Source organism: Halomicrobium zhouii, from assembly GCF_900114435.1.
In the GTDB taxonomy this organism is placed as follows: Archaea; Halobacteriota; Halobacteria; order Halobacteriales; family Haloarculaceae; genus Halomicrobium; species Halomicrobium zhouii.
The window spans coordinates 1,266,978-1,287,660 of the sequence record NZ_FOZK01000001.1; the positions used below are offsets into that span (position 1 = coordinate 1,266,978).

At 67.1% G+C, this 20,683-nt stretch carries 20 protein-coding genes; 5 read left to right on the forward strand and 15 right to left on the reverse strand.

What is annotated here, in order from left to right:
- Positions 1-33: 33 nt before the first annotated feature.
- Positions 34-957: a diacylglycerol/lipid kinase family protein gene (locus BM337_RS05810; protein WP_177227203.1), complete on the forward strand. Its 924-nt coding sequence runs from the start codon at positions 34-36 to the stop codon at positions 955-957.
- Between the two features lie 104 nt (positions 958-1,061).
- Positions 1,062-1,625, forward strand: a complete 564-nt coding sequence (locus BM337_RS05815; RefSeq protein WP_089815593.1) for an NUDIX hydrolase — start codon at positions 1,062-1,064, stop codon at positions 1,623-1,625.
- A gap of 177 nt (positions 1,626-1,802) precedes the next feature.
- Here the strand turns inward: BM337_RS05815 and BM337_RS05820 are convergent, their stop codons facing one another.
- From BM337_RS05820 to BM337_RS20985, 3 genes are all read right to left on the reverse strand, one after another.
- A complete protein-coding gene (locus tag BM337_RS05820) occupies positions 1,803-2,168 on the reverse strand; it encodes a hypothetical protein (RefSeq protein WP_218155512.1) in 366 nt (121 codons plus the stop codon).
- A 329-nt stretch (positions 2,169-2,497) separates the two neighbouring features.
- Positions 2,498-2,791: a DUF7977 family protein gene (locus BM337_RS05825; protein ID WP_089814807.1), complete on the reverse strand. Its 294-nt coding sequence runs from the start codon at positions 2,789-2,791 to the stop codon at positions 2,498-2,500.
- Positions 2,792-3,173: 382 nt separating this feature from the next.
- Positions 3,174-3,323 carry a hypothetical protein gene (locus BM337_RS20985; protein WP_177227205.1) on the reverse strand — a complete coding sequence of 50 codons (150 nt, stop codon included), beginning with the start codon at positions 3,321-3,323 and terminating at the stop codon, positions 3,174-3,176.
- 215 nt (positions 3,324-3,538) lie between these two features.
- Between BM337_RS20985 and BM337_RS05830 the strand changes: the two genes are divergently transcribed.
- Positions 3,539-4,174: a MogA/MoaB family molybdenum cofactor biosynthesis protein gene (locus BM337_RS05830; RefSeq protein WP_089814809.1), complete on the forward strand. Its 636-nt coding sequence runs from the start codon at positions 3,539-3,541 to the stop codon at positions 4,172-4,174.
- An 80-nt stretch (positions 4,175-4,254) separates the two neighbouring features.
- On the opposite strand, the gene BM337_RS05835 is transcribed toward BM337_RS05830, so the two are convergent.
- The 5 genes from BM337_RS05835 to pyrG all read right to left on the reverse strand — a co-directional run bounded on the left by BM337_RS05835 (position 4,255) and on the right by pyrG (position 10,781).
- Complete coding sequence (locus BM337_RS05835; protein ID WP_089814811.1) at positions 4,255-4,575, reverse strand: DUF7126 family protein; 321 nt, start codon at positions 4,573-4,575, stop codon at positions 4,255-4,257.
- Positions 4,572-5,489 (reverse strand): glutamine-hydrolyzing GMP synthase, encoded by a 918-nt coding sequence (gene guaA / locus BM337_RS05840; RefSeq protein ID WP_089814812.1) that lies wholly within the window; start codon positions 5,487-5,489, stop codon positions 4,572-4,574. The genes BM337_RS05835 and guaA overlap by 4 nt, the downstream gene beginning before the upstream one ends.
- A gap of 180 nt (positions 5,490-5,669) precedes the next feature.
- The gene (locus BM337_RS05845; protein ID WP_089814814.1) at positions 5,670-6,917 is read right to left on the reverse strand and encodes a PKD domain-containing protein; all 1,248 of its coding nucleotides are present in this window, start codon (positions 6,915-6,917) and stop codon (positions 5,670-5,672) included.
- A 125-nt stretch (positions 6,918-7,042) separates the two neighbouring features.
- Complete coding sequence (locus BM337_RS21505; RefSeq protein WP_089814815.1) at positions 7,043-8,863, reverse strand: endo-1,4-beta-xylanase; 1,821 nt, start codon at positions 8,861-8,863, stop codon at positions 7,043-7,045.
- 265 nt (positions 8,864-9,128) lie between these two features.
- A complete protein-coding gene (gene pyrG / locus BM337_RS05855; RefSeq protein ID WP_089814817.1) occupies positions 9,129-10,781 on the reverse strand; it encodes a glutamine hydrolyzing CTP synthase in 1,653 nt (550 codons plus the stop codon).
- A gap of 485 nt (positions 10,782-11,266) precedes the next feature.
- Here pyrG and BM337_RS05860 point away from each other — a divergent pair, with 485 nt between their 5' ends.
- Positions 11,267-12,244: a DUF4097 family beta strand repeat-containing protein gene (locus tag BM337_RS05860; protein WP_089814819.1), complete on the forward strand. Its 978-nt coding sequence runs from the start codon at positions 11,267-11,269 to the stop codon at positions 12,242-12,244.
- Between the two features lie 209 nt (positions 12,245-12,453).
- Here BM337_RS05860 and BM337_RS05865 read toward each other — a convergent pair whose 3' ends face one another.
- Positions 12,454-13,029, reverse strand: a complete 576-nt coding sequence (locus BM337_RS05865; RefSeq protein ID WP_089814821.1) for an alpha/beta hydrolase — start codon at positions 13,027-13,029, stop codon at positions 12,454-12,456.
- 62 nt (positions 13,030-13,091) lie between these two features.
- Between BM337_RS05865 and BM337_RS05870 the strand changes: the two genes are divergently transcribed.
- A complete protein-coding gene (locus tag BM337_RS05870) occupies positions 13,092-13,961 on the forward strand; it encodes a PspA/IM30 family protein (RefSeq protein ID WP_089814823.1) in 870 nt (289 codons plus the stop codon).
- Here the strand turns inward: BM337_RS05870 and BM337_RS05875 are convergent.
- The 6 genes from BM337_RS05875 to BM337_RS05900 form a co-directional block, all read right to left on the reverse strand.
- A complete protein-coding gene (locus tag BM337_RS05875) occupies positions 13,958-15,547 on the reverse strand; it encodes a COG1361 S-layer family protein (RefSeq protein WP_089814825.1) in 1,590 nt (529 codons plus the stop codon). The genes BM337_RS05870 and BM337_RS05875 overlap by 4 nt on opposite strands.
- A 66-nt stretch (positions 15,548-15,613) precedes the next feature.
- A complete protein-coding gene (locus BM337_RS05880; protein ID WP_089814827.1) occupies positions 15,614-16,402 on the reverse strand; it encodes an ABC transporter permease subunit in 789 nt (262 codons plus the stop codon).
- A complete protein-coding gene (locus tag BM337_RS05885; RefSeq protein WP_089814829.1) occupies positions 16,395-17,315 on the reverse strand; it encodes an ABC transporter ATP-binding protein in 921 nt (306 codons plus the stop codon). Before BM337_RS05885 ends, BM337_RS05880 begins: the two co-directional genes overlap by 8 nt.
- Before the next feature lie 124 nt (positions 17,316-17,439).
- Entirely contained in the window at positions 17,440-18,462 is a 1,023-nt protein-coding gene (locus BM337_RS05890; RefSeq protein WP_089814832.1) for a DUF7972 family membrane protein, read from the reverse strand.
- Positions 18,455-18,661 (reverse strand): Sp36 family protein, encoded by a 207-nt coding sequence (locus BM337_RS05895; RefSeq protein ID WP_089814834.1) that lies wholly within the window; start codon positions 18,659-18,661, stop codon positions 18,455-18,457. Before BM337_RS05895 ends, BM337_RS05890 begins: the two co-directional genes overlap by 8 nt.
- A 79-nt stretch (positions 18,662-18,740) precedes the next feature.
- Positions 18,741-20,651, reverse strand: a complete 1,911-nt coding sequence (locus BM337_RS05900) for an SLC13 family permease (protein ID WP_089814837.1) — start codon at positions 20,649-20,651, stop codon at positions 18,741-18,743.
- Positions 20,652-20,683 lie beyond the last annotated feature (32 nt).

Consider the following 20,683-nt stretch of genomic DNA (forward strand, 5'->3'; position numbering starts at 1 on the left):
ACACTTTTGCGTTCGGACTGCCTGGTTAGAGACGTGACCTCTCCGGTCGACGACCCACCGGGAACGCCCCGGCGGATACTCGTCCACAACCCCGCGTCCGGCGACGCCAGTCACGGCGACCAGATCCGTCGGCTCGCCGACGAACGGGGCTACGAAGTCCGCGAGACCGAGTCGGCCGAGGACATCGTGGAGCAGGCGGCGACCGCTGCCACGGAGGCAGACGTCGTCGCTGCCGCTGGTGGCGACGGGACGCTGACCCGCGCAGTCCGCGGCCTGGCCCGGGCCGACGCGTTCGAGGACACGCTGTTCGGCGTCGTCCCGGTCGGAACCGGCAACAACTTCGCGGGAAACGTCGGCGTAACCGGCATCGAACACGGCTTCGACGTGATCGACCACGGCGACCGGCGCCGGATAGACGTCGGCCTCGTCAACGAGACGCCGTTCCTCAACTCCGTCGTCGCCGGATTGACGGCCGAGGCCAGCGCGGACACCGAACCCGAGGCCAAGGAGCGGTGGGGAACCCTGGCCTACGCGATGACGACGGCGGAGACGCTCCGGGAGTTCGACAACCTGCGAGTGCGGATCGAACCGGACGGCGACGAACCGCTGTCGTGTGACGCCAAGATCGTGTTCGTCGGAAACGCGCGGAGCTTTCCCAGTACGGGCCGCACACAGGGAAACGTCGAGGACGGCCTGCTCGAGGTCGCCGTGATAGAGGACGTGTCGACGCTGGACCTCATCGAGGAGTCGCTCCAGGCGGCGCTGGGCAACGACGCGGAACACGTCAGTCGGTTCGAGACGCGCCGGCTCGAGATCGAGCTGTCGGGCGAACCCGACGACATCAGCGTCGACGGAGAGATCCTCACCGAGTCCCACCTCACCTTCGACGTCTGGGAACGGACGCTCTGGCTCCCCGTCGGGGAGACCTACGAACCATCACCCCAGGGATCGAGGTAAGCCGCGTGGTACCCAGAAGGGCTACGGTGCCGACGTGAGAGGTAACCGTCATGAGTCCGGACGCAGTCGAAGGGAGTATGACCCCGGTGTCCGATGAGACACTCATGAGCGAGGACAGCACTGAGGAAGCCCACGCGAACGCCCTCCAGGACGTGATCGCGGTCGACGAGAACGACGAACCGCAGGGAACGGTCAACCGACTCGACGCCCACACCGGCGACGGCATCCGGCACCGGGCGTTCACCGCGTTGCTGTTCGACGAGGACGACAACATCCTGCTGGCCCAGCGTGCGTTCGGCAAGCGCCTCTGGGACACGCACTGGGACGGCACCGTCGCCTCCCACCCCGTCGAAGGACAGAGTCAGGAAGCGGCCACGCGCGAACGACTCGAGGAGGAGCTCGGCATCACTCCCGACCAGTACGACGACCTGCGGGTCACCGACCGGTTCGAGTACAAGCGCTACTACGAGAACGCGGGCCTCGAGTGGGAGGTCTGTGCCGTCCTTCAGGCCACGTTACACGACACCACGCTCGACCCGGACCCCGACGAGGTCGCCGGCCTCATGTGGGTTCCCTACGAGTATTTCAACGAGAATCCGAAGTACTACCGGCAGCTTCGCCTGTGTCCCTGGTTCGAGATCGCCGCTCGCCGGGACACGAGCGAGTGACTCTCCGGTAACGACCGGCCATCGATTTCCGTCACGGGCCCGAGCGCTGGCGACGAGCCCCGGCCGAGGCGGTCGATTCGGAGGCCGTACCGACGGCTCTCGAACGCGCGTCGGCCGGCGAAAAACGGCCCGGTTTCCGATGCCTGGAGGGCGATTCAGGCCGAGCGGATAGCGGGGTTAGCTCGTCTCGTTCGTCCCGTTCTCGTCGCCCATGGTTTCGTTCTCTTCGCCCATGGTCGCGTTCGTCTCGTTCTCGCCGCCCATAGTTTCGTTCTCTTCGCCCATGGTCTCGTTTTCACCCATGGTCTCGTTTTCGCCCATGGTCTCGTTCTCCTCGCCCACGCCGGCCTCGTCTTCCGTCTCCTCGCCCATCGTCGTCTCGGTCTCTTCGCCCATGCCGGCCTCGGTTTCGGTGTCCTCGCCGGCGCCGGCCTCCGTCTCGGTCTCTTCGCCGGCGCCCGCGTCCGTCTCCGTCTCGTCGCCGCCGTCACCGCCCGGTTCGCCACAGCCCGCGAGGCCCGCGGTCGCGGCGGCAGCGGTCACTGTCTTCACGATTCGTCGTCTGGTGTAGTTATCGTTCGGCACGTTCGCATTCAGGAGGTCAATGGTCTTTGCAAAACGGCACTTAACATCTTTCCATCCGAGTTACAAATTTTAACGCACGTCGTCGTTCGACGTCGGCGACGACGGCGTCTGAGCTCGCGGATTTAGGCACTCGCACTCGTTGATAATCTGACGTTATTTTTTAAGTCGTTGCGAATAGGGATCCACAAAACGGTACGATGGGGATGGCGTCGGAGGTGACGGAACGAGACGAGTCACTCCGTAGTCGGACCGTTCGCAACGGCTCTGCCAGTGCGAACCGGCGTCGCTCAGGCGCCTCGCGAACGCACTGCCGACCAGACGGCCACGGCGCCGAGGAGAAACGCTGGCAACAGTGGTAACACGAGGTACGCGTCCCGCAAGGAGAGGCCGAACGAGGAAGCGTACCCCGGCAAGAGCAGGATCAGTCCCGGAACCACGAGGAACGAGAACGCGACGGTGGCGACGAGAACCCAGCCTCGCCAGTCGAACCGTCGGTCCGCGTCGGGCGCGGCCGGTTCGCCGCTGGGCCGGTGGACGTACCCACCGTCTCCGTCGCCATCTGCCCGCCGGTCACCCGTCATCGAGCCGTCACCCCGCGGCCTGGATTCCCCGTCGTCGTCCGAGGCACGAACTGTGGCCGAGCACGCCAGACCCGCTGGCCTCGTTGCATACGCCCACGTGGGGGTAGCTGCTGGAAAACCCTAGCGGTTCATCGGGGTAGTTGTAACTGTGTACCGACGTTCGACGGCACGGGCCACGTAGAACGCCGTTAGACTCACTCTGTCCGTCTATCGAGCCCGGCCTCACCCAGTTCGGCCGGACGCCGGAAGACTCCCGCTGGTCGTCTTCCGAGCCCCGACTCGCCATGCTCGTCGGGACGCCAGCAGACTCGCTGCGCTCGTCCGTCGAGCCCACGCTCGCTCCGTTCGCGTGGACGCCGGGACGGGCTTACACCCACTACTATCAGGCGGGCCGCTCCGAGATGTTCTCCATGCTGACCCGATGCTCGGTCGCTGCGACGTGATCGTTCTTCACGTCGAGAGCCTCGTCGCGGTCTTCGTACACCCCTTCCTCGGTACACTCGTGACAGACGAAGTGAAACCGTTCACCCATAACTGTTCGTGAAATACTAACACAATAATCGTTTTGATACGCCATTAACCAGCTTATCACCACGTTAATTCACCCGTGGGACGAAGTCCCGAGACAGTCGTACGGCGGACGACTGCCGACGGGTGCGACGATACTGTCAGTGCGACGACCGACGTCCTTCATCGACAGTGCGACAGACACAGGAGGCTTTTCCGGGCGGGCGTTCACGATTCTCCATGGTCGATTTCCAGTCCCGCGACACGAACCGGGGTCGGTCGACGAGCGACGACGACGTTAGCGTCGACGGCCAGGGCGACGTCGACCCTGACGAGCCCGACTCGTCCGAGGACCCCGCGGCCGCCACCGCGGATCACGAGGAGACGACGGTGATCTCGGCTGCAGTCGTCAGCGTCTCGGACACACGCACGCACGACGACGACCCGGGCGGCGAAGCCGTCGTCGACGCCTTCGAAGCCGCCGGCCACGACGTCGTCACCCGGGAAGTCCTGCGCACCGCCCACGACTCGGTCCAGCAGACCGTCGACACGCTCGTCCGACGCGAGGACGTTACGGTCGTCGTGACGACGGGCGGAACCGGTGTCGGTCCCCGCGCGGTCACCATCGACGCGGTTCACCCGCTCATCGACAAGGGGCTGCCGGGCTTCGGCGAACTGTTCCGGCGACGGTACGCCGAGTCGGTCGGGACCGACGCCATCGGGACGCGGGCGACCGCCGGCATCGCCGAGGCAACGCCGGTGTTCTGCCTCCCCGGTGACCCGGACGCCGCCCGGCTCGGCGTCAGCGAAATCGTCGTCGAGCAGGCCGAGCGGCTGGCCACGCTGGCGAGCGGTGACGACACGTCGGACGCGTAGTCTGGCGGGGTGCAACGCGACGATCCGAACGGAGAGAAAGCGAGACAGATCGACCGGTGAGAGGGCGGTGCCGGGCGGCGCTACTCCAGTTCTTCCGCGACGGCGTCGGGACCCAGCAGGTTCGGGTCCACGACGAGGTCCGTCTGTCGGCTGGCAAAGTCGGGAAGCGAGCCCTCGGCGTACACGACGACGCGGAGGTCGTCCTCGAGGTCCTTGGCGACGGCGATGGACGTGGCCTGCTCGAGGTCGGTCAGGAGGTAGACGTCGGCGTCGTGAATACCGGCTTCCTCCAGGCCGGGCCGGTTGCCGATCGGTGCGATCTGGACGTCGTGACCCTCGGCTTCGAGGGCGTTGGCGATGGCGCCCTCGTCGGCGCCGACCAGCGTGACTCGGAGCGTCATTCGTACTCGATGGTCGCCGGGGGTTTGTGGGTGACGTCGTAGAGGACGCGCGAGACGTTCTCGTTCTCGCCGGTGATGCGGCTCTGGATGCGCTGGAGGGTGTCCCAGTCGACCTCCTGGGCACGGGCGGTCATGCCGTCTCTCGACTCGACGGAGCGGACGGCGATGACCCAGCCGTGGACGCGGTTGTCGCCCTTGACGCCGGTGGCCTTGCCGATGACGGCCGCGAGGGCCTGCCAGGGGTCGTGCTCTTCCAGTTCTTCCTCGACGACGTGATTGGCCTCGCGGGCGACTTCCAGTTTCTCATCGGTGACTTCGCCGAGGATACGGACTGCCAGGCCGGGGCCGGGGAACGGCATCCGCTCGGAGATGATCTCCTCCAAGTCGAGTTCGCGGGCGACCTCGCGGACCTCGTCCTTGTAGAGGTCCCGCATCGGTTCGACGATGCCCTCGAAGTCGACGACCTCCGGGAGGCCCCCGACGTTGTGGTGGGACTTGATCGTTCCCTCGCTCTCGATGCGGTCGGGGTAGATGGTCCCCTGGACGAGGTAGTCGGCGTCGACGTCCTTCGCGACGGTCTCGAACTCGCGGATGAACTGCTCGCCGATGGCGTGGCGCTTCGCTTCTGGGTCCGTGACGCCGCCCAGAACTTCGAGGAAGCGGTCTTTGGCCTCGACGATACGCAGCGAGTCCATGTAGTCGAACGTCTCGCGGATCTCCTCGGTCTCCCCTTTTCGCATGAGCCCGGTGTCCACGTAGACGGCGGTGAGCTGGTCGCCGATGGCCTCGTAGGCCAGCGCGGCGGCCGTCGAGGAGTCGACGCCGCCGGACAGGGCGATGACGGCGTTGGCATCGCCGACTTCGGCCGATATCTCCTCTATCTTCTCGTCGATGAACTCGTCGACGTCGACCATCAGTGGCTCCCCTCCGCGGTGGTTCCTGAGAGCGTAATCTGGAGGAATATACTCATAGTGTTGCTCTCAGTGGCGGCGGCAAAACGGTTTCGGAACCGCCCCCGTTGGAAACTGCGCCCGGTCAGGCTGGCTCTGGGCCGATGCGACGAAACGGTGGAAGACGGTCGATTGCGTCGCCGATCAGGAGATCTGGACGGTCACCTCGTCGGTGGACGTGTTGCCCGCGCTATCGGTGGCGGTCAGCGTGACGGTGTAGGTGCCGGCAGACCCGTAGCGGTTGTCGGCGTACCAGCCGCTGGCCGACGTACCGTCCCCGAGTTCCCACTGGAGATCGGTGATCCAGCTGCTGCCACCGGTCTCGTCGGTGATCCAGAACTGGACCAGCTCGCCCGTCCCTGCGGACGTCGTTCCCGGATCGATCGACGCGATCAGGTCGCCGGAGGGCGGCGTCTCCGTGTCCGGCGTTTCCGTGTCTGGCGTCTCTATGTCGGGAGTCTCCGTGTCCGGCGTTTCCGTGTCTGGCGTCTCCGTGTCAGGGGTATCGGTGGGCGTGTCTTCGCCGTCGTCCTGGATGATCGCCTCCGCGAGGTCGCCCGTGACCGCCGGGCTGCTCATGTACCCGCCGTGGCCGCTGACGGAGTCGGTGACGTCGACGTCGGTGTACGTGTCCGGCGCCGCCGACGGGTTCGGGACGCCCTCGGCGCCGAGCGCGGTGTCGCCCGGATTGCCGTTCGTCCCGCCCGAGCCGAAGCCGTCTCCGATGACCTGGTCGTTCCGGGAGTGGTAGTTCCGGACCTCGCGGGCGTTCTCGGCGACGCCGTCGTACCACTGGCCGCCCTCCGTGACCGTCGAGCCGTTGGCCGCGGCGCCCATCGGTGCGACGGTGTCGACGACGTAGCCAGGACCGAGTTCGGAGAGCGTTCCGAGGACGACCCGGCCGCCCAGCGAGTGGGCGGCGAGCCGGACCGATCCGGCGCCCGCATCGATGGCATCCTCGACGACCGGCGCGAACTCCGCGGCGGCGGCCGCCGACTGGTCGATGGCGCCGCTGGGGCCCGAGGCGTCTGCCTGGTACACGAGGGCGACGGCCGCGTCGGGTTCGTAGCCCGCTGCGGCGAGGCCGTCGACTACGGTCGCGGTCAGGTCGGGGCCGGAGCTGGCGCTGTTCCACCCGTGGGCGAACACGAACAGTTCGTCGACTGCGGGGAGCGACGGATCGTCGGTCACCCGCAGGTCGAGGGTGGTAACCTCGGGGCCGCTGGACTGGGCCGCCACCGAGCCGCTCGCGCCGGCACCCGCCGCGGCGACCAGGCCGGTCCCGAGCAACTGGAGGAACGACCGGCGCGACTCCCCCCGTCCGCCTGACGCTCGAGTCTCGCTGGCTGCGCGTTCGGTACCTCTGTCGAACCGCGTACGATCGCTGGGCATGGTATCGCCTGTCAAAAATATCACACCAAGCACCTATAAATTTTAATGATAGTTCAACGTGATCTGCCGCCGCGTGTCCATGGGATTGAACCGTGCGTCGTGTTCTCGATTCGACCCCGATAGGATCAGGAGATCTGGACGGTCACCTCGTCCGTGGACGTATTGCCCGCGCTATCGGTGGCGGTGAGGGTGACGGTGTAGGTGCCGGCCGACCCGTAGCGGTTGTCGGCGTACCAGCCAGCGCCGGTCGACCCGTCGCCCAGCTCCCACTGGAGGTCGGTGATCCAGGTGCTGTTGCCGGTCTCGTCGGCGATCCAGAATTGCATCAGGTCGCCGACCGACCCGGACGTCGCCCCCGGATCGATCGAGGCGATCAGGTCGCCGGAGGGCCCCCCATCGTCGGTATCCGTCTCAGTCTCAGTCTCCGTCTCGGTGTCCGTTTCCGTATCAGTCTCGGTGTCAGTTTCCGTCTCCGTATCGGTCTCAGTCTCGGTGTCCGTTTCAGTTTCTGTCTCGGTCTCTGTCTCCGTCTCGGTCTCGCTCCCGTCGACGGAAACCGTGACAGACGTGCCTCCGTTGCTCGTGACCGACACCGTCCGGGTGACGGAGTCGCTTCCTGCCGTGACGGTTATCTCGTGTTCGCCGAGGAAGGCGCCCGTCGAGTAGGTGCCACCGGCGTCCGTGGTGCCCGAATCGTCGGTCCACCACTCGTCGAAGACGAGGTTGCGCCAGACGTCGAGGGGCGGCTTCTCCGACCAGTCCGCCTCGAAGAAGGGGGCCTCGTTCTGCCAGTGACTCTCGTCCCACATGCCCCAGATCATGAACTCGTCGACGTCGGGGTGGCCGTAGGCGGTCTTGAGGAACCGTCGGAAGATGTCGGCGCGCTGTTGCTGGTCGGACCAGCTGTCGCCGTACATGTCGAACTCGGTGATACGCTGGGCCGCCGGGAAGTCGGCGTACCGCTCGAACACCTGTTCGATTCGCGCGTAGTTCCAGGGCTGGTCGTTGTGGTCGGTGGCTCCGATGTGGGCCTGGTGCCCGATGGCGTCCACGCCGACGCCCTGGTCGAGGAGGAACTGGACCTCCTCGACGTACTTCTCGACGTCCCACGTCAGCGTGTTGTAGTCGTTCGTGACGACGTCGACGTCCAGGCCGTTCTCGTCGATGACCGACTCCGCTTCACTGAACCACTCCGCCAGCAGCGGCGACGTCCAGGGCTGGACTTCACCGGCGGCGAAGTCGTCCGTGTCCATCCGGTCGGGGTACACTGCGGCCTGGAGTAGCCCCCGGTGGGTCGCCTCGTTGACGACGTCCCACTCCTGGATCCGGTCGCCGTAGTAGGTGATGATGTCGCGGAGGTGCTGCATCGAGCGCTCCCGGACCGTCGCACCGTCGTCGTTCTCGACCGCCTGCATGACGTCGTCCGGAACCGCGTAGTCGACGCCGTAGACGCAGGTGTGCCCCCGGATGTCGAGGCCCTTCTCCTCGAGCCAGTCGACGGCGTCGTCGGCCCGCTGCCGGTCGTCCTCCCAGAAGGCCCACTTGTGGGCGTTGCCGAGCACGGCCGTATTGAACAGCTCCTCCAGGTTTTCGCGGAACGGCTCGCCCTCGCTGAACTGGTCGATGAGTACTTCGGCGCCGATGGCGGTGCCGAAGGTGAAGTCGTGGTCCGTCATCTCGACGTCGACCGTCGCTCCGGAGACCGGGTTCCCGTTCTCGTCGACGACGTCGACGGTCAGCGGTCCGGTCTGGTTGTCCCTGATCCGCTGGTCGGCCGCCGCCTCGTCGAATCCGCTCTGGGCCGTCGCGGTCCCCGCGGCGCCGCCGCCGAGCAGGCCCACTACCGTACTGGCGCCGACCGCTCGCATGTAGTCGCGCCGGTCGATTCCGTCGCGCAGGTCGTCCTCCGATACGTCCCCGTCTCGCTGGTGTGTGTCCTCTGTCATCGGTAATCTCTCTCGCTGCCCGCTGGCGTCCGAACCCCGGTTTGCACCCGGAAGCCGAACGACGCAGTGGGGCGGCAGAAAATTCTCACCGGGGAATGTTATATTTTTACCATATACGACAGAGATTAAACACTCGCTAAGTCGAAGCACGGACCAGGCTGGTTCCGAATACCGGGGGCAGTGCCGTGGCGGTCGGCTCGTCGGTCCGTGTGGCAGCGGAGAGAAGTCGGCGAACGAAACGGACTACCGGGGTCGCTGGCGGCAGTCAGTTGCGGGCGTCCGTCGTCGCGACCGCTTCGTCCTCGGCGAGCATGGACTCGACGAAGCCGACGAACGGCGGGCTGGCGCGGCCGGGCCGGGAGCGGAACTCGGGGTGGAACTGCGTCCCGAAGAAGTAGGGGTGGTCTGGCAGTTCGAGTATCTCCATCCGGCGACCGGACTTGCCGGAGAACACCAGGCCCGCCTCTTCCAGATCGTCGATGTACTCGGGATTGACCTCGTAGCGGTGGCGGTGGCGTTCAGTGCAGGACGTGTCGCCGTAGATCTCGTTGGCGAGGGTTCCCGGTTCGATATCGGTGACGTGTGAGCCCAGTCGCATCGTCCCGCCCATGTCGTCGAGGTCCTTCTGTTCGGGAAGAATGTCGATGACGGCGTGGTCGGTCTCCTCGTCGAGTTCCGCCGAGTGTGCGCCGGTGAGACCCAGCACGTTGCGGGCGTACTCGACGACGGCCATCTGGAAGCCCAGACAGAGGCCGAGGAAGGGGAGGTCGTTCTCGCGGGCGTAGCGGATAGCCTCTATCTTGCCCTCCGTCCCGCGGGCGCCGAAGCCGCCGGGGACGACGAGGCCGTCCATCTCGTCGAGTTCGCCGTTGTAGCCGTCGGCGAGTTCCTCGGAGTGGATCCACTCGACGTTGACGTCGACGCCGGTGTCGAGGCCGGCGTGCTTGAGCGACTCGTGGATGGAGATGTAGGCGTCTTCGAGCCCATACTTGCCGACGAGGGCGACGTCGACCGTCCCTTCGGTCTCCTGGGTGACGAGTTCGCGCCACTCGTTGTCCCGCTCGCTCTCGGGGAGCGCCTCGTCGGCGAGTTCGAGTCGCTCCATCACGTACTCGTCGAGGCCCTCCTCCTCGACCATCAGCGGGACGTGGTAGATGTCCTCGACGTCGGGGTTGGAGAAGACGGCGTCAGTGGGCACGTCGCAGAACAGGGCGATTTTCTCCTTGACGTCCGGATCCAGGCGGTCCTCGGAGCGACCGACCAGGATGTCGGGCTGGAGGCCGATAGAACGGAGTTCCTTGACGCTGTGCTGGGTCGGTTTGGTCTTTTGCTCCCCGTTCATCGAGTAGGGGACGAGCGTGACGTGGGTGAACAGGATGTCGTCCTCGTCCTCTTCGTGGGAGAACTGCCGGAGTGCTTCGAGGTAGGGCATCCCCTCGATGTCCCCGACGGTCCCGCCGACCTCGACGATACAGACGTCGGTTCCGGCGGCGGCCTCGCGGATGCGCCGCTTGATGTCGTCGGTGACGTGCGGGATGATCTGGACGGTCTTGCCGAGGTAGTCGCCCGCCCGCTCGGCCTCGATGACCTGCTGGTAGACCTTCCCCGTCGTGACGTTGTGGTCGAAGGTCATGTCGATGTCGAGGAAGCGCTCGTAGTTCCCCAGGTCCAGGTCGACCTCGCCGCCGTCCTTGAGCACGTACACCTCGCCGTGCTGGTAGGGATTCATCGTCCCCGCGTCGACGTTGAGGTAGGGGTCGATCTTCACCGCGGTCACGTCGAACCCGGCGTTCTTCAGGAGCCGGCCGGTGCTCGCGGCCGTGATTCCCTTTCCGAGCCCCGACATGACACCGCCAGTGACGAAGATGAACTTCCGGCCCAGGTCTGGGTCGTAGTTCGTCGCAGAATCCGTTGGCATACCGACGGTGGGGTTGGGTTGCTCAAAACAATTTCGGGAAGAGGCTGGTTCCGAACGAAGTGAGGAACCAGCTTATAGCGAGCGGGGAGCGCTAGCGACCCGCGAGCAGGTTGGCGCCGAGCGAAGCGAGGGGCCAACTGTTGAGCGAACGGCGAGCGAAGCGAGCCGTGAGCAGGTTGGCGCCGAACGAAGTGAGGAACCAGCTTATGGCGAACGGCGAGCGAAGCGAGCCGTGAGCAGGCTGGCGCCGAGCGAAGCGAGGTCCCAGCTTATAGCGAGCGGGGAACGGAGTGACCCGCGAGCAGGCCGGCGCCGACCTTCCCGACCAACTCCTATTTAATTCTTGTCCAGAACTTCCGGCCGGTATACCGTCGGCCCGCTTTTACCGTCACACGGTTCGCAGGTCGTCGTATGAGCACGACTGCTCCGGTTCACCGACTGGTTCGACAGTTCGACGAACTCACTCGGAGAGGGGGTGAGCGCCTGTGAGGCGACGCCGATTTCTCGGCGTGACGGCTGCGCTCGCGGTTACCGGAACAGCCGGTTGCGTGGGCGTCGACGCGTCGTCGAGGACCGAGACCCACGAGTTCGACGTCTCGACAGGGACGGACGTCGTCGTGAGTAACACGCTCGGTGACCTCACCGTCGAGGAGGGGGACGCGGAATCGCTCCGGGTTCGCGCGGAGAAACACGATGGGCTCGGGAACGACGACGCTTTCGACAACGTTCGCGTGGCGACCGAGGCGACGGACGAACAGTTCGAGGTGTCGGTCGTCGACGAGCGTGACGATCGGTTCGTCAAGGCGACGTGGCTTCACCTTCGGCTCTCCGTTCCGTCGGGCGTCGCCGTCACGGAGGTCACCGGTGACGACGGAGACGTGACCGTCGACGGCGCGGGGGGCGCGCTCACGGTGGACGTCGAGGACGGCGACGTCGACGTGCGGGACCGCGACGGCGACGTCACTGTGACCGCGGACGACGGCGACCACACGTACCGGGGCCTCGGCGGGGACCTCACGGTGTCCGGTGACGACGGCGACGTGACCGCCGAGCGGGTGGGCGGCGACGTGGCTATCGATCTCGACGACGGCGACGCCGACGTGTCGGACGTCGACGGGGCGGTCTCGGTGGAGACCGGCGACGGCGACGTCGACGCACGCTCGGTCGGTGCGCTCGACGCGGTCACCGGCGACGACGGTGACGTTGCGGTGGACGTGCCGGCGATACGTGACGACGCCCGCATCGAGGTCGACGACGGAGACGTGATCGCACGGCTCGGGTCGGACCTGGACGCACGGCTCGTACTGGAGACGGACGGTGGCGACGTCGACACGTCCGGGCTCGACGAACGGCTCGGCGTGGAGGGAGACGTCGAGCGGCTCGCAACCACGCTCGGCGAGGGAACGCACACGTTGCGGATAACCACCGACGACGGGGACGTCGAGTTGCAGTCGCTGGACTGACGGCTTCGCTCCAGCCGCTCCAGCGACGGGCGCGGAGAGGGTCGTATCCGGACGGACTCACGCAAAAGGCTTCGAAGGGCCGACGGCAGGCACGGGGGAGTGCCGCGCCGGCCAGGGTGGGGCTATCGATGTGGGCGCGTCAGCGGGGAACCGCCGACGCAACTGGCAATTTTTCAGCACGTGTAATATGTTTTCTGGTTGACTACTGGTCAGAACAGGTCGTCGAAGAAATCCGCGACCACCGTCGCGACCCGATCGGTCTGTCCGACGAAGTGGTGGTCGGCGGGGAGTTCCCGCACCTGCATTCCCAGTTCCCGGGCGCGCTGGGCTACTGTGGTCGAATCGACGGTATCGTCGCGTTCTCCGTAGATAATCTGGGCTGGACAGGGGACGCCGTCCAGGGCGTCGACAGCGTCGGCAGGTGGAGCGAGCACGCTGACTGCCGCGGGCGAAAGGTCCGCGTCTCCAGCGGCCCGGAGCGCGATTCCGGCCCCGAAGCTGTAGCCGAACAGGCCGACGGCCGCGAACCGCTCGTCGGCCCACGCCAGGGCGTTGACGGCGTCCCGGCGTTCGCCGCGACCGTCGTCCCAGGGGCCGTAGTCGAACCGGAGACAGGCGAACCCGCGGTCGACCAGCGCGTCGCTGACGGCCCGGAGACGCTGGTCCGTGCGGGACCCGCCGTACTGGGGATGCGGTGGGCAGGCGACGACGACGGCGTCGGCGTCCTCGTCACCGTCGAGCGTGGCCCGGACGTCCCGCGCGCCGGGGACCGCGATCGCGTCCATACGCGAGCGCACGTGATACTCGCATGTAAGTTTTTTAAGTCAGTCAGCCCCAAGACCGAGGTATGGGAATCCTCTCGCGCACGTCGTACGTCATTCGGTCGAAGATAAACGCCGTGCTCAACAGGGCCGAAGACCCGAACGAGACGCTGGATTACTCCTACGAGCAGCTCCGGGACGAACTCCAGGACGTCAAGCAGGGGATCGCGGACCTGACGACCCAGAAGAAGCGCCTGGAGATCCAGAAGCGCCGGCTCGAGGAGAACGTCGAGAAGCACAACGACCAGGCGAGACAGGCCGTCGAACAGGACCGGGAGGACCTGGCCCGGCGCGCCCTGGAGAAGAAGAAACAGAAGATGAGCCAGATCGAGGAGCTCGAGGGCCAGATCGCCCAGCTCCAGTCCCAGCAGGACTCACTCGTCGAGCAGAAGGACGAACTCCAGCAGCGCATCGAGCAGTTCCGCACCAAGAAGGAGACGATGAAGGCTCGCTACGAGGCCGCTGAGGCCTCGAAGCGGGTGAACGAAGCGATGACCGGCGCCGGCGACGAGATGGCCGACGTCGGCCGCGCCATCGAGCGCGCCGAGGAACAGACCGAAGAGATGGAGGCCCGCTCGCAGGCGATGGACGAACTGCAGGATTCGGGCGTGTTCGAGGACGCCCTCAGCGACCAGGACCAGATCGACCGCGAACTCGAGGAGATGGCTTCCTCTGGCGAGGTCGACGCCGAACTCGAGACGCTCAAGAGCGAGATGGGCAAGAGTGACGCCGGACCGGAGACCGAGACGAGCGGCGACACCGAGGAAGAGGCGGACCTCGAGGCGGAACTCGCCGGCAACGGCGAGGGGACGACCGAGGACGTCGAGACGCCCGACGTCGACGACAGCGAGGTCGAGGCCGAGCTCGAGGAACTGAAGGACGACGAGCAGTCCTAGTCCCGGAGCCAGTACCAGCCGACGCCCAGCACGGCCGCGACGACGACCACGCCGATCGCCAGTATCACCGGGTCGCTCGACGTCGGTCCCTCCTGCGTCACGTGGACGGCGACCCGGTGGTTGCCCGCGTGGAGCCGGTCGCCGTCGGCCGTCTCCGCGGTCACGTTCACGGGAAGCGCCTGTGTGCTCTCGACGGCGTCCTCCGACACCGACAGGTGGAACCCGACGGTCTTCGACTCCCCCGGACCGAGACGACCGACGTAGGCGGTCGGCGACTCGCTCGAGAATGGCGGCCGGGGCGCCAGCGACGCCTCCACCTCGCGCAGTTCCTGGTCGCCGACGTTCTCGACGGCCACTTCGAGGCGGTCGTCGCTGTCGACCAGCACGGTCGCGTTGACGCCCCGGAGCGCGACCGGGTCCGCCTCGGTGACGGGGAGAGAGACGACGCGTGACCCGGCGGTCCGACGGTCGGCGCTCCCGTCGCCCGAGTCGTACTCCAGCGCGAGCCCCATCGAGCGCTGGCCGCCCCTCGCGTCGGGTGCGACCGTCACGGGGATCTCGAAGGCGGCCTCGTCGCCGGGTCGGAGGTCGCCCACGGGAACGCGCGTCTCCGCCAGTACGACGCCCGCGGGCGGTGACGTCACCACGACGACGGCGTTCCTGGCCGTCTGCCCGCCGCTGACACTCACTGTCCCTGTCACCGCACCTTCTGCCCCGGCCCGCACCGACGACTCGGAGAGCGAGAGGTCGGCGCGGACCGGTCCGGCGGTCTCCAGTCCGAACCACGTCGGTCCGGCGGTCCGCTCCCGACCGGTGTCGTCGCGGTAGTCGGCCCGGAGCGCGAGGGCCTGCTCGCCGGCCTCGGCGCCGTCGGCCACCGCGACTTCGTAGCTGAGGTTCCGGCGCTCCCCGGGTTCGACGGTGCCGGCGAACCGGGACGCGCTCTCGCCACCTTCGACTGTCAGCGCCGGGTTCCCCGACGCGAGCGAGAGGCGAGTCGCCCGGGCGGTCGCCGACCCGACGTTCTCGACGGTGACCGTGGCGGTGCCGGCGGACCCGACGCTGGCGTCGGAGGCGACGTCCACTACCTCGAACCGGGCGCGATCCTCGACCGTCACCGGGACGCGGAACGTCCGGGAGACGCTGCTCTGGGTCCGGGTGCCCGACGTCTCGGAGATGTAGTCAGTGTAGCTGTACCGGACAGTGACCGGGACGCGATACGTCCCCGCTTCGGCGTCCGCCGGAACGGCGACCGAGAACGAGATCGGGGTCGAAACGCCCTCGGGGACGTTGCCGACGGCCTGGCGGCCGGTCGTCACCTCGAACGGCGCGTCCCCGTCGCCGACCCTGACCGTCACTCCGCGGGCGGTCGTGACCTCGCTCGTGAGCGCGGGGTTCGTCACCGAACTCGCGTCGACGTCGCCCTCGTTGAGGAGTACGACGTCGAGGGTCGTCTCCTCACCGGGGGTGACTGTGTCGTCCGCGAACTGGACGGACAACTGGGGACTGCCCGAGACGGCGGCCGCGGCGGCTCCCGACAGGAGTATCAGGCAGGTGAGAGCGAAGACGAGGGCGGCCCGTTTCATCGGGTATCCCGGCTCCTGTCCATACGTTTGACTGGGTCCGGGCCCGAGATAAGCGTTGGCCGATTGTCACACGTCCCGCCGGAGGAAGCGCGCGCGAGTGACGGCGAACAGCCCCAGACCGGCCGCCAGCAACACGACCGCCCCGCCGACGTCGACGGTCTCCTCGACGAGGATCTCGGTCGGGTCGTAGTACCGCGTCGGGCTGAGCGCGGCCAGCCACTCGAAGTTCGTGCCGGCCGTGACGGAGTCGAGGACGAACAGCATGAAGACGGCGGCGATGGCGATGCGCTGGGCGACGCCACCCCGGGAGAACACCACCGAGAAGAGGAGCCCGACGTTCGCGGCCACGAACAGGTACGGCACCGACAGCAGGTGGACGAGGACGAGCGACGCCGGGTCGAGCGACTCGCCGACGGCGAGGACGCTCCCGAACACGACGAGGGGCACGAGCAGGTTGAGCACGACCACGGGGGTCATGAGGGCCAGGAACCGCTCGACGAGCAGCCGCGACCGGGAGACGGAAGTCGCCAGCAGCAAGTCGAGCTTCCCGGACTCGACGTCGCCGGCGACGGCGTCGCCCGCCGCGTAGGCGACGTACAGCGCCAGCAGCAGGACCCAGACGAACTGGTAGAATTCGACGGCGAGAAAGCCCTCGATAGTGCCGAACGATTCGACGCCGAAGCTCGCCTGGAACGCCTCGGGGAGGCTCTCGATGTAGTCCTGGAAGTCCACTCCGGAGGCCTCGACCGACGGGAAGATGCCGACGATGAGCGCGGCGAACGCGCCCAGTCCCACCGCCATCGTGAGCGTACCGCGGACCTGCCGACGGGTCTCGTAGCGGGTTATCTCAAACACGACCGTCCTCCGGTTCGGGGCCGGTCGTCGACGGAGCAGACTCCCCGTAGAAGTGCATGAAGACGTCTTCGAGGGGCGGTTCGTCCACCGTCAGGTCGACGACGGTGAGGTCGTCGAGGTGGTCGATCAGGTCGTCGTAGTCGCCGGCGAAGGTGAAGTGTGCGCTGTCGCCGTGTAAGGACAGGTCGAGAACGCCTTCGAACGCGAAGTCCTGGGGGTCGACTCGTTCGGCGGTCTGGACGCGGACGCGCTTGCCGCCGCGACCAAGCAGGTCGGCGACGTCCTCCAGTGCGACGAGGTGGCCGTCGCGGACGATGCCGACGCGGTCGCAGATCCGGCGCACCTCCGCGAGGACGTGCGAGGAGAAAAAGACCGTCAGTCCGCGGTCGCGCTCCTCGCGGACGAACTCGTTGAAACGCTCCTGCTTCAGCGGGTCCAGCCCCGACGTCGGTTCGTCCATCACGACCAGGTCCGGGTCGTGCATGAACGCCTGGACGATGGCGAGCATCTGCGCGTTCCCGGTCGAGTACTCCCGGATCTTCCGGTCGAGCGGCGGATCGAACAGCTCCAGGAGCTCGGCCCGTCGGGCGTCACCCTTCAGGTCCGCCTGGAAGTCGAGGAACGCGCCTCCGGTCACGTCGCCGTCGAAACTCGGGTGGGCCGGGAGGTAGCCGACGTCGGCACGAGCCTCGCGGAGCGCCTCGGCGTCGCGGACGTCGGCGCCGAGCACCGTGGCCGTGCCCTCGGTGGGCGACTGGAATCCCATCAGCGTCCGGATGCAGGTGGTCTTGCCCGCGCCGTTGGGGCCCAGGAAGCCGAATATCTCGCCGTCCTCGACGGCGAAGGAGAGGTCGTCGTTGGCGACGGTCTCGCCGTAGGTCTTCGTCAGCCCCTGGACGTCGATAGCCGTCATGCGCAAGAACGCGTGGGCGCCCGTCTTAGCAGTTGTGTCGGTCCCCGTCGACAGCGGCGTCCCGACGCGAATCCGGTCGGAGAGAGCGGGTGGCGAAGTCGGTCCACCAGTTCGCTTCGGCGTGTCACCGCTGTGACTCCCGGAGGATGAGCGGACCCATGGCGAGGGTGCGTTTGGCGACCGTCGCTATCCGGAGGATGTAGGCGGTGAACAGCAGGAACGGGACGAGCGTTATCGTGAAGGCGAGGCCGACCACCCAGGTGACGACGGGGACCGACAGGAACCTCGCCGGACCGAACGTCTCGGCCCCGACGAACGTCAGCATCCCACCCGCGACGACCAGCGCGGGCACTGCGGCGTAGAGGATGTACTGTGAGAGTTCGACGAGCGCCCACTGGAAGTACAGCGTCTTGACGTGTTCGCGAGCGGGCCCGAACATCGAGAGCGCCGTCCGCAGGTCGTCGAAGGCCTGGCGCTGGTCGTCACCGAGGACGTCGTCGAACTCCTCGGTCATCCGTTCGACCTGGTATATCTTCCAGGAGTAGTTGAAGTTGAGCGCGGCGAACAGGACGTCGAAGGTCCCGAACTGGGCGCCCTCCAGCTGATCTTCGACGTGCTGGGCGTTCCCGTGGACGCTGTCGACGAACTCGCCCACCTGGCGTTCCAGTTCCTCGTCGTCGCCGGCCACGATCCGGTCGAGCACTTCGGACCGGCGTTCGGCCTCGGCGACGAGCGCCGCCAGGAACGCAGACGGGTCGACGGGGACGACCTCGCCGAGCAGGTCCTGGGCGTACGTCCGATAGTCCATCGCGTCGCTCATGCGCTGTCGCTGGTCGCCCAGCGGCCCCGTCTCCTGGGAGAGGACGAGCTGGTTGATGCTGACGACCAGCGTCGTCCCGGTGACCAGGACGCCGATCATCGCCGAGAAGATGGTCTCTATCGTGTCCGTCGACCGGATCTCGGACTGGAGGGATGGGTCGAGGACCACCGCGAACAGCATGAAGGAGACGAAGACGAACGCGGCGAGGACGCCGGTCACCACGAACCGGTGCGTCCGGAGCAGGAGCCTGATCTTCAGGCTGCTCTCGCCCGACCGGTCCCGCATCGTGTCGGCGGTGCTAACGTCGTCTCGCTCGCCCTCACTCATCCTCGCCCTCCGCTGCGTCGACGGGGCGCTTCATGACGAGGTACTTCGTGCCGCCGCCGACGTAGTCGACGGTCGACGCCAGCTCCCAGCCGTCTGCACCCAGGTCGTTCAGCAGTTCGGTCGGGTCCTCGGCCTCCTTCTGGGTTTCCTTGCGTGGGGGCTGGAGCGTCCGGTACTCCCACCGCTCGGGCGACGTCATTACCGGGACGTTCGGCGGGCCGCCGGAAACCTGTTTGGTCCGAATCAGGTCCGTCGCGCGTCGGTCGGAGACGGGGCGTTCAGAGGGGCCACGTCGCCACCACGGCGAGCGTGGTGACGACCATCAAGAGTAGTTGCAGGGGGAGACCGACCCGCATGAAGTCGGTGAACTTGTACCCGCCGGGACCGTACACCATCAGGTTCGTCTGGTAGCCGATGGGGGTGATGAAGGCCGTGCTCGCGGCGAACATGACGATCAGCAAGAAGGGCATACCTGCGACGTCGAGGCGACTCGCCGTGTCGACTGCGACGGGCGTCAGTAGCACCACGGTCGCCACCGGCGTGATGATGCTCGACAGGAGGCCTGTCAGCAGGTAGATCGCCGCGAGCAGGGCGACAGGTGGCAAGACGTCGCCGAGTCCGACGAGGAGACCGCCGAGGACCGCCGCGCCGCCAGTGGCCTGCATGGCGACGCCGAGCGGAAGCAGGCCGGCGAGCAGGAAGACGACGTTCCAGCCGACGGCGTCGTAGGCCCGGTTCGCGTTCAACACGCCGCTGGCGACCATCGCGACGACGCCACCGAGCGCGGCGATGTAGATGGGGAGCAGTTCGAGCCCCGCGACAACCACCACGCCCACGAGTGTCGCCAGCGCGATCGGTGCTTTCGGGTCGAGCGGTGGCGTCTCCGCGGGATCGGTCGAGACGGCGGCTTCGACCGGCCCCTCGGTGACGAGCAGGTAGCCCGCCTCCTGGAGGTACCGGATCGACTCGGTCGTCGTCTGGAGCAACAGTGTGTCGCCGGGTGCGAGTTCCACCGCGTCGAGTTCCTCGCGGATAATCGTCCCGCCGCGCCGGAGGGACAGCACGGTCGTGTCGAATCGTTCTCGAAGACGGAGGGTCGCCAGGGGCCGGCCGGCCGACGAGCCGCTGGGTGGAATCACGGCTTCGACGAGGAACCCGTCACCGGGACCCTCCGAGAGGTCGTCTTCGGTGACGGTCTCTCTGGTGAGCTGCCGGAGCCGGAACGCTTCGGCGAAGCGGTTGACCGCCTGGGGGTTTCCCCTGACCGTGAGCACGTCGCCGGCCTGGATGGTGACGTCCGAGGCCGGCGCGAGGAACGACTCTCCGTTGCGGTCCACCTGGAGGACGTCGACGTCGATGTCGTCGGCGATGGCGACGGCGACGGCCTCGGGAGTCCCGTTGGCGTCGGCCGCGACGACACCGCCGTCCGGGACGGTGCGTGCGTCGTCGAGCGCTTCGCTCACGGTCCGACCCACGAGTGCCGAGTCGTCGCGGACGACCAGCTGGGAGAGGTGCCGGTCCATGTCGAACTCCTGGGTGAAGTCGGCGGCCGCGGGGATCCGTGCCGGGACGAGTCGGCGGCCGACCGTCAGGAGGTAGGCGACGCCGACGACGAGCACCAGGGCCCCGACGTGGGTGAACGTGAACATCCCCAGGGGCTCGCCGAGTAACTCCCGGGCGTACTCGCTGGCGAGCAGGTTGGTCGACGTGCCCACGAGGGTGAGCGTCCCGCCGAGCATCGCGGCGAAGGACAGCGGCATGAGGAGCTTCGACGGCGAGATGCCGTAGCGCTCCGAGAGCCCCGTGATCAGCGGGATGAAGACGGCGACGATGGGCGTGTTGTTGACGAAGCCGGCGCCGATACCGGTCGTCGCGACGGTCGCACCGGTCAGCAGCCCCTCGTCGCCGCCGGTGACGTCCGCCAGGATCGACCCGAGGCGCTCGACGATGCCCGTCTCTTCGATGCCCGCACTGAGGATGTACATCGCCATGATGGTGACGACGGCGGGGCTGGCGAACCCCTCGATCGCTTCCTTTGCGGGGACCTTCGTGAACGGCGAGAGGACGGCCAGCGAGACGAGCACGCCGATAGCGGTCACGTCGGGCGGGACGAGCTCGCTGACGAACAGAAAGAGGGCGACGAGAATCAGCGCGAAGACGACGAGGACGTCGACGGAGAGCGCGGCCATAGACGGGAACGTCGCGCTCGTCACATAAATGC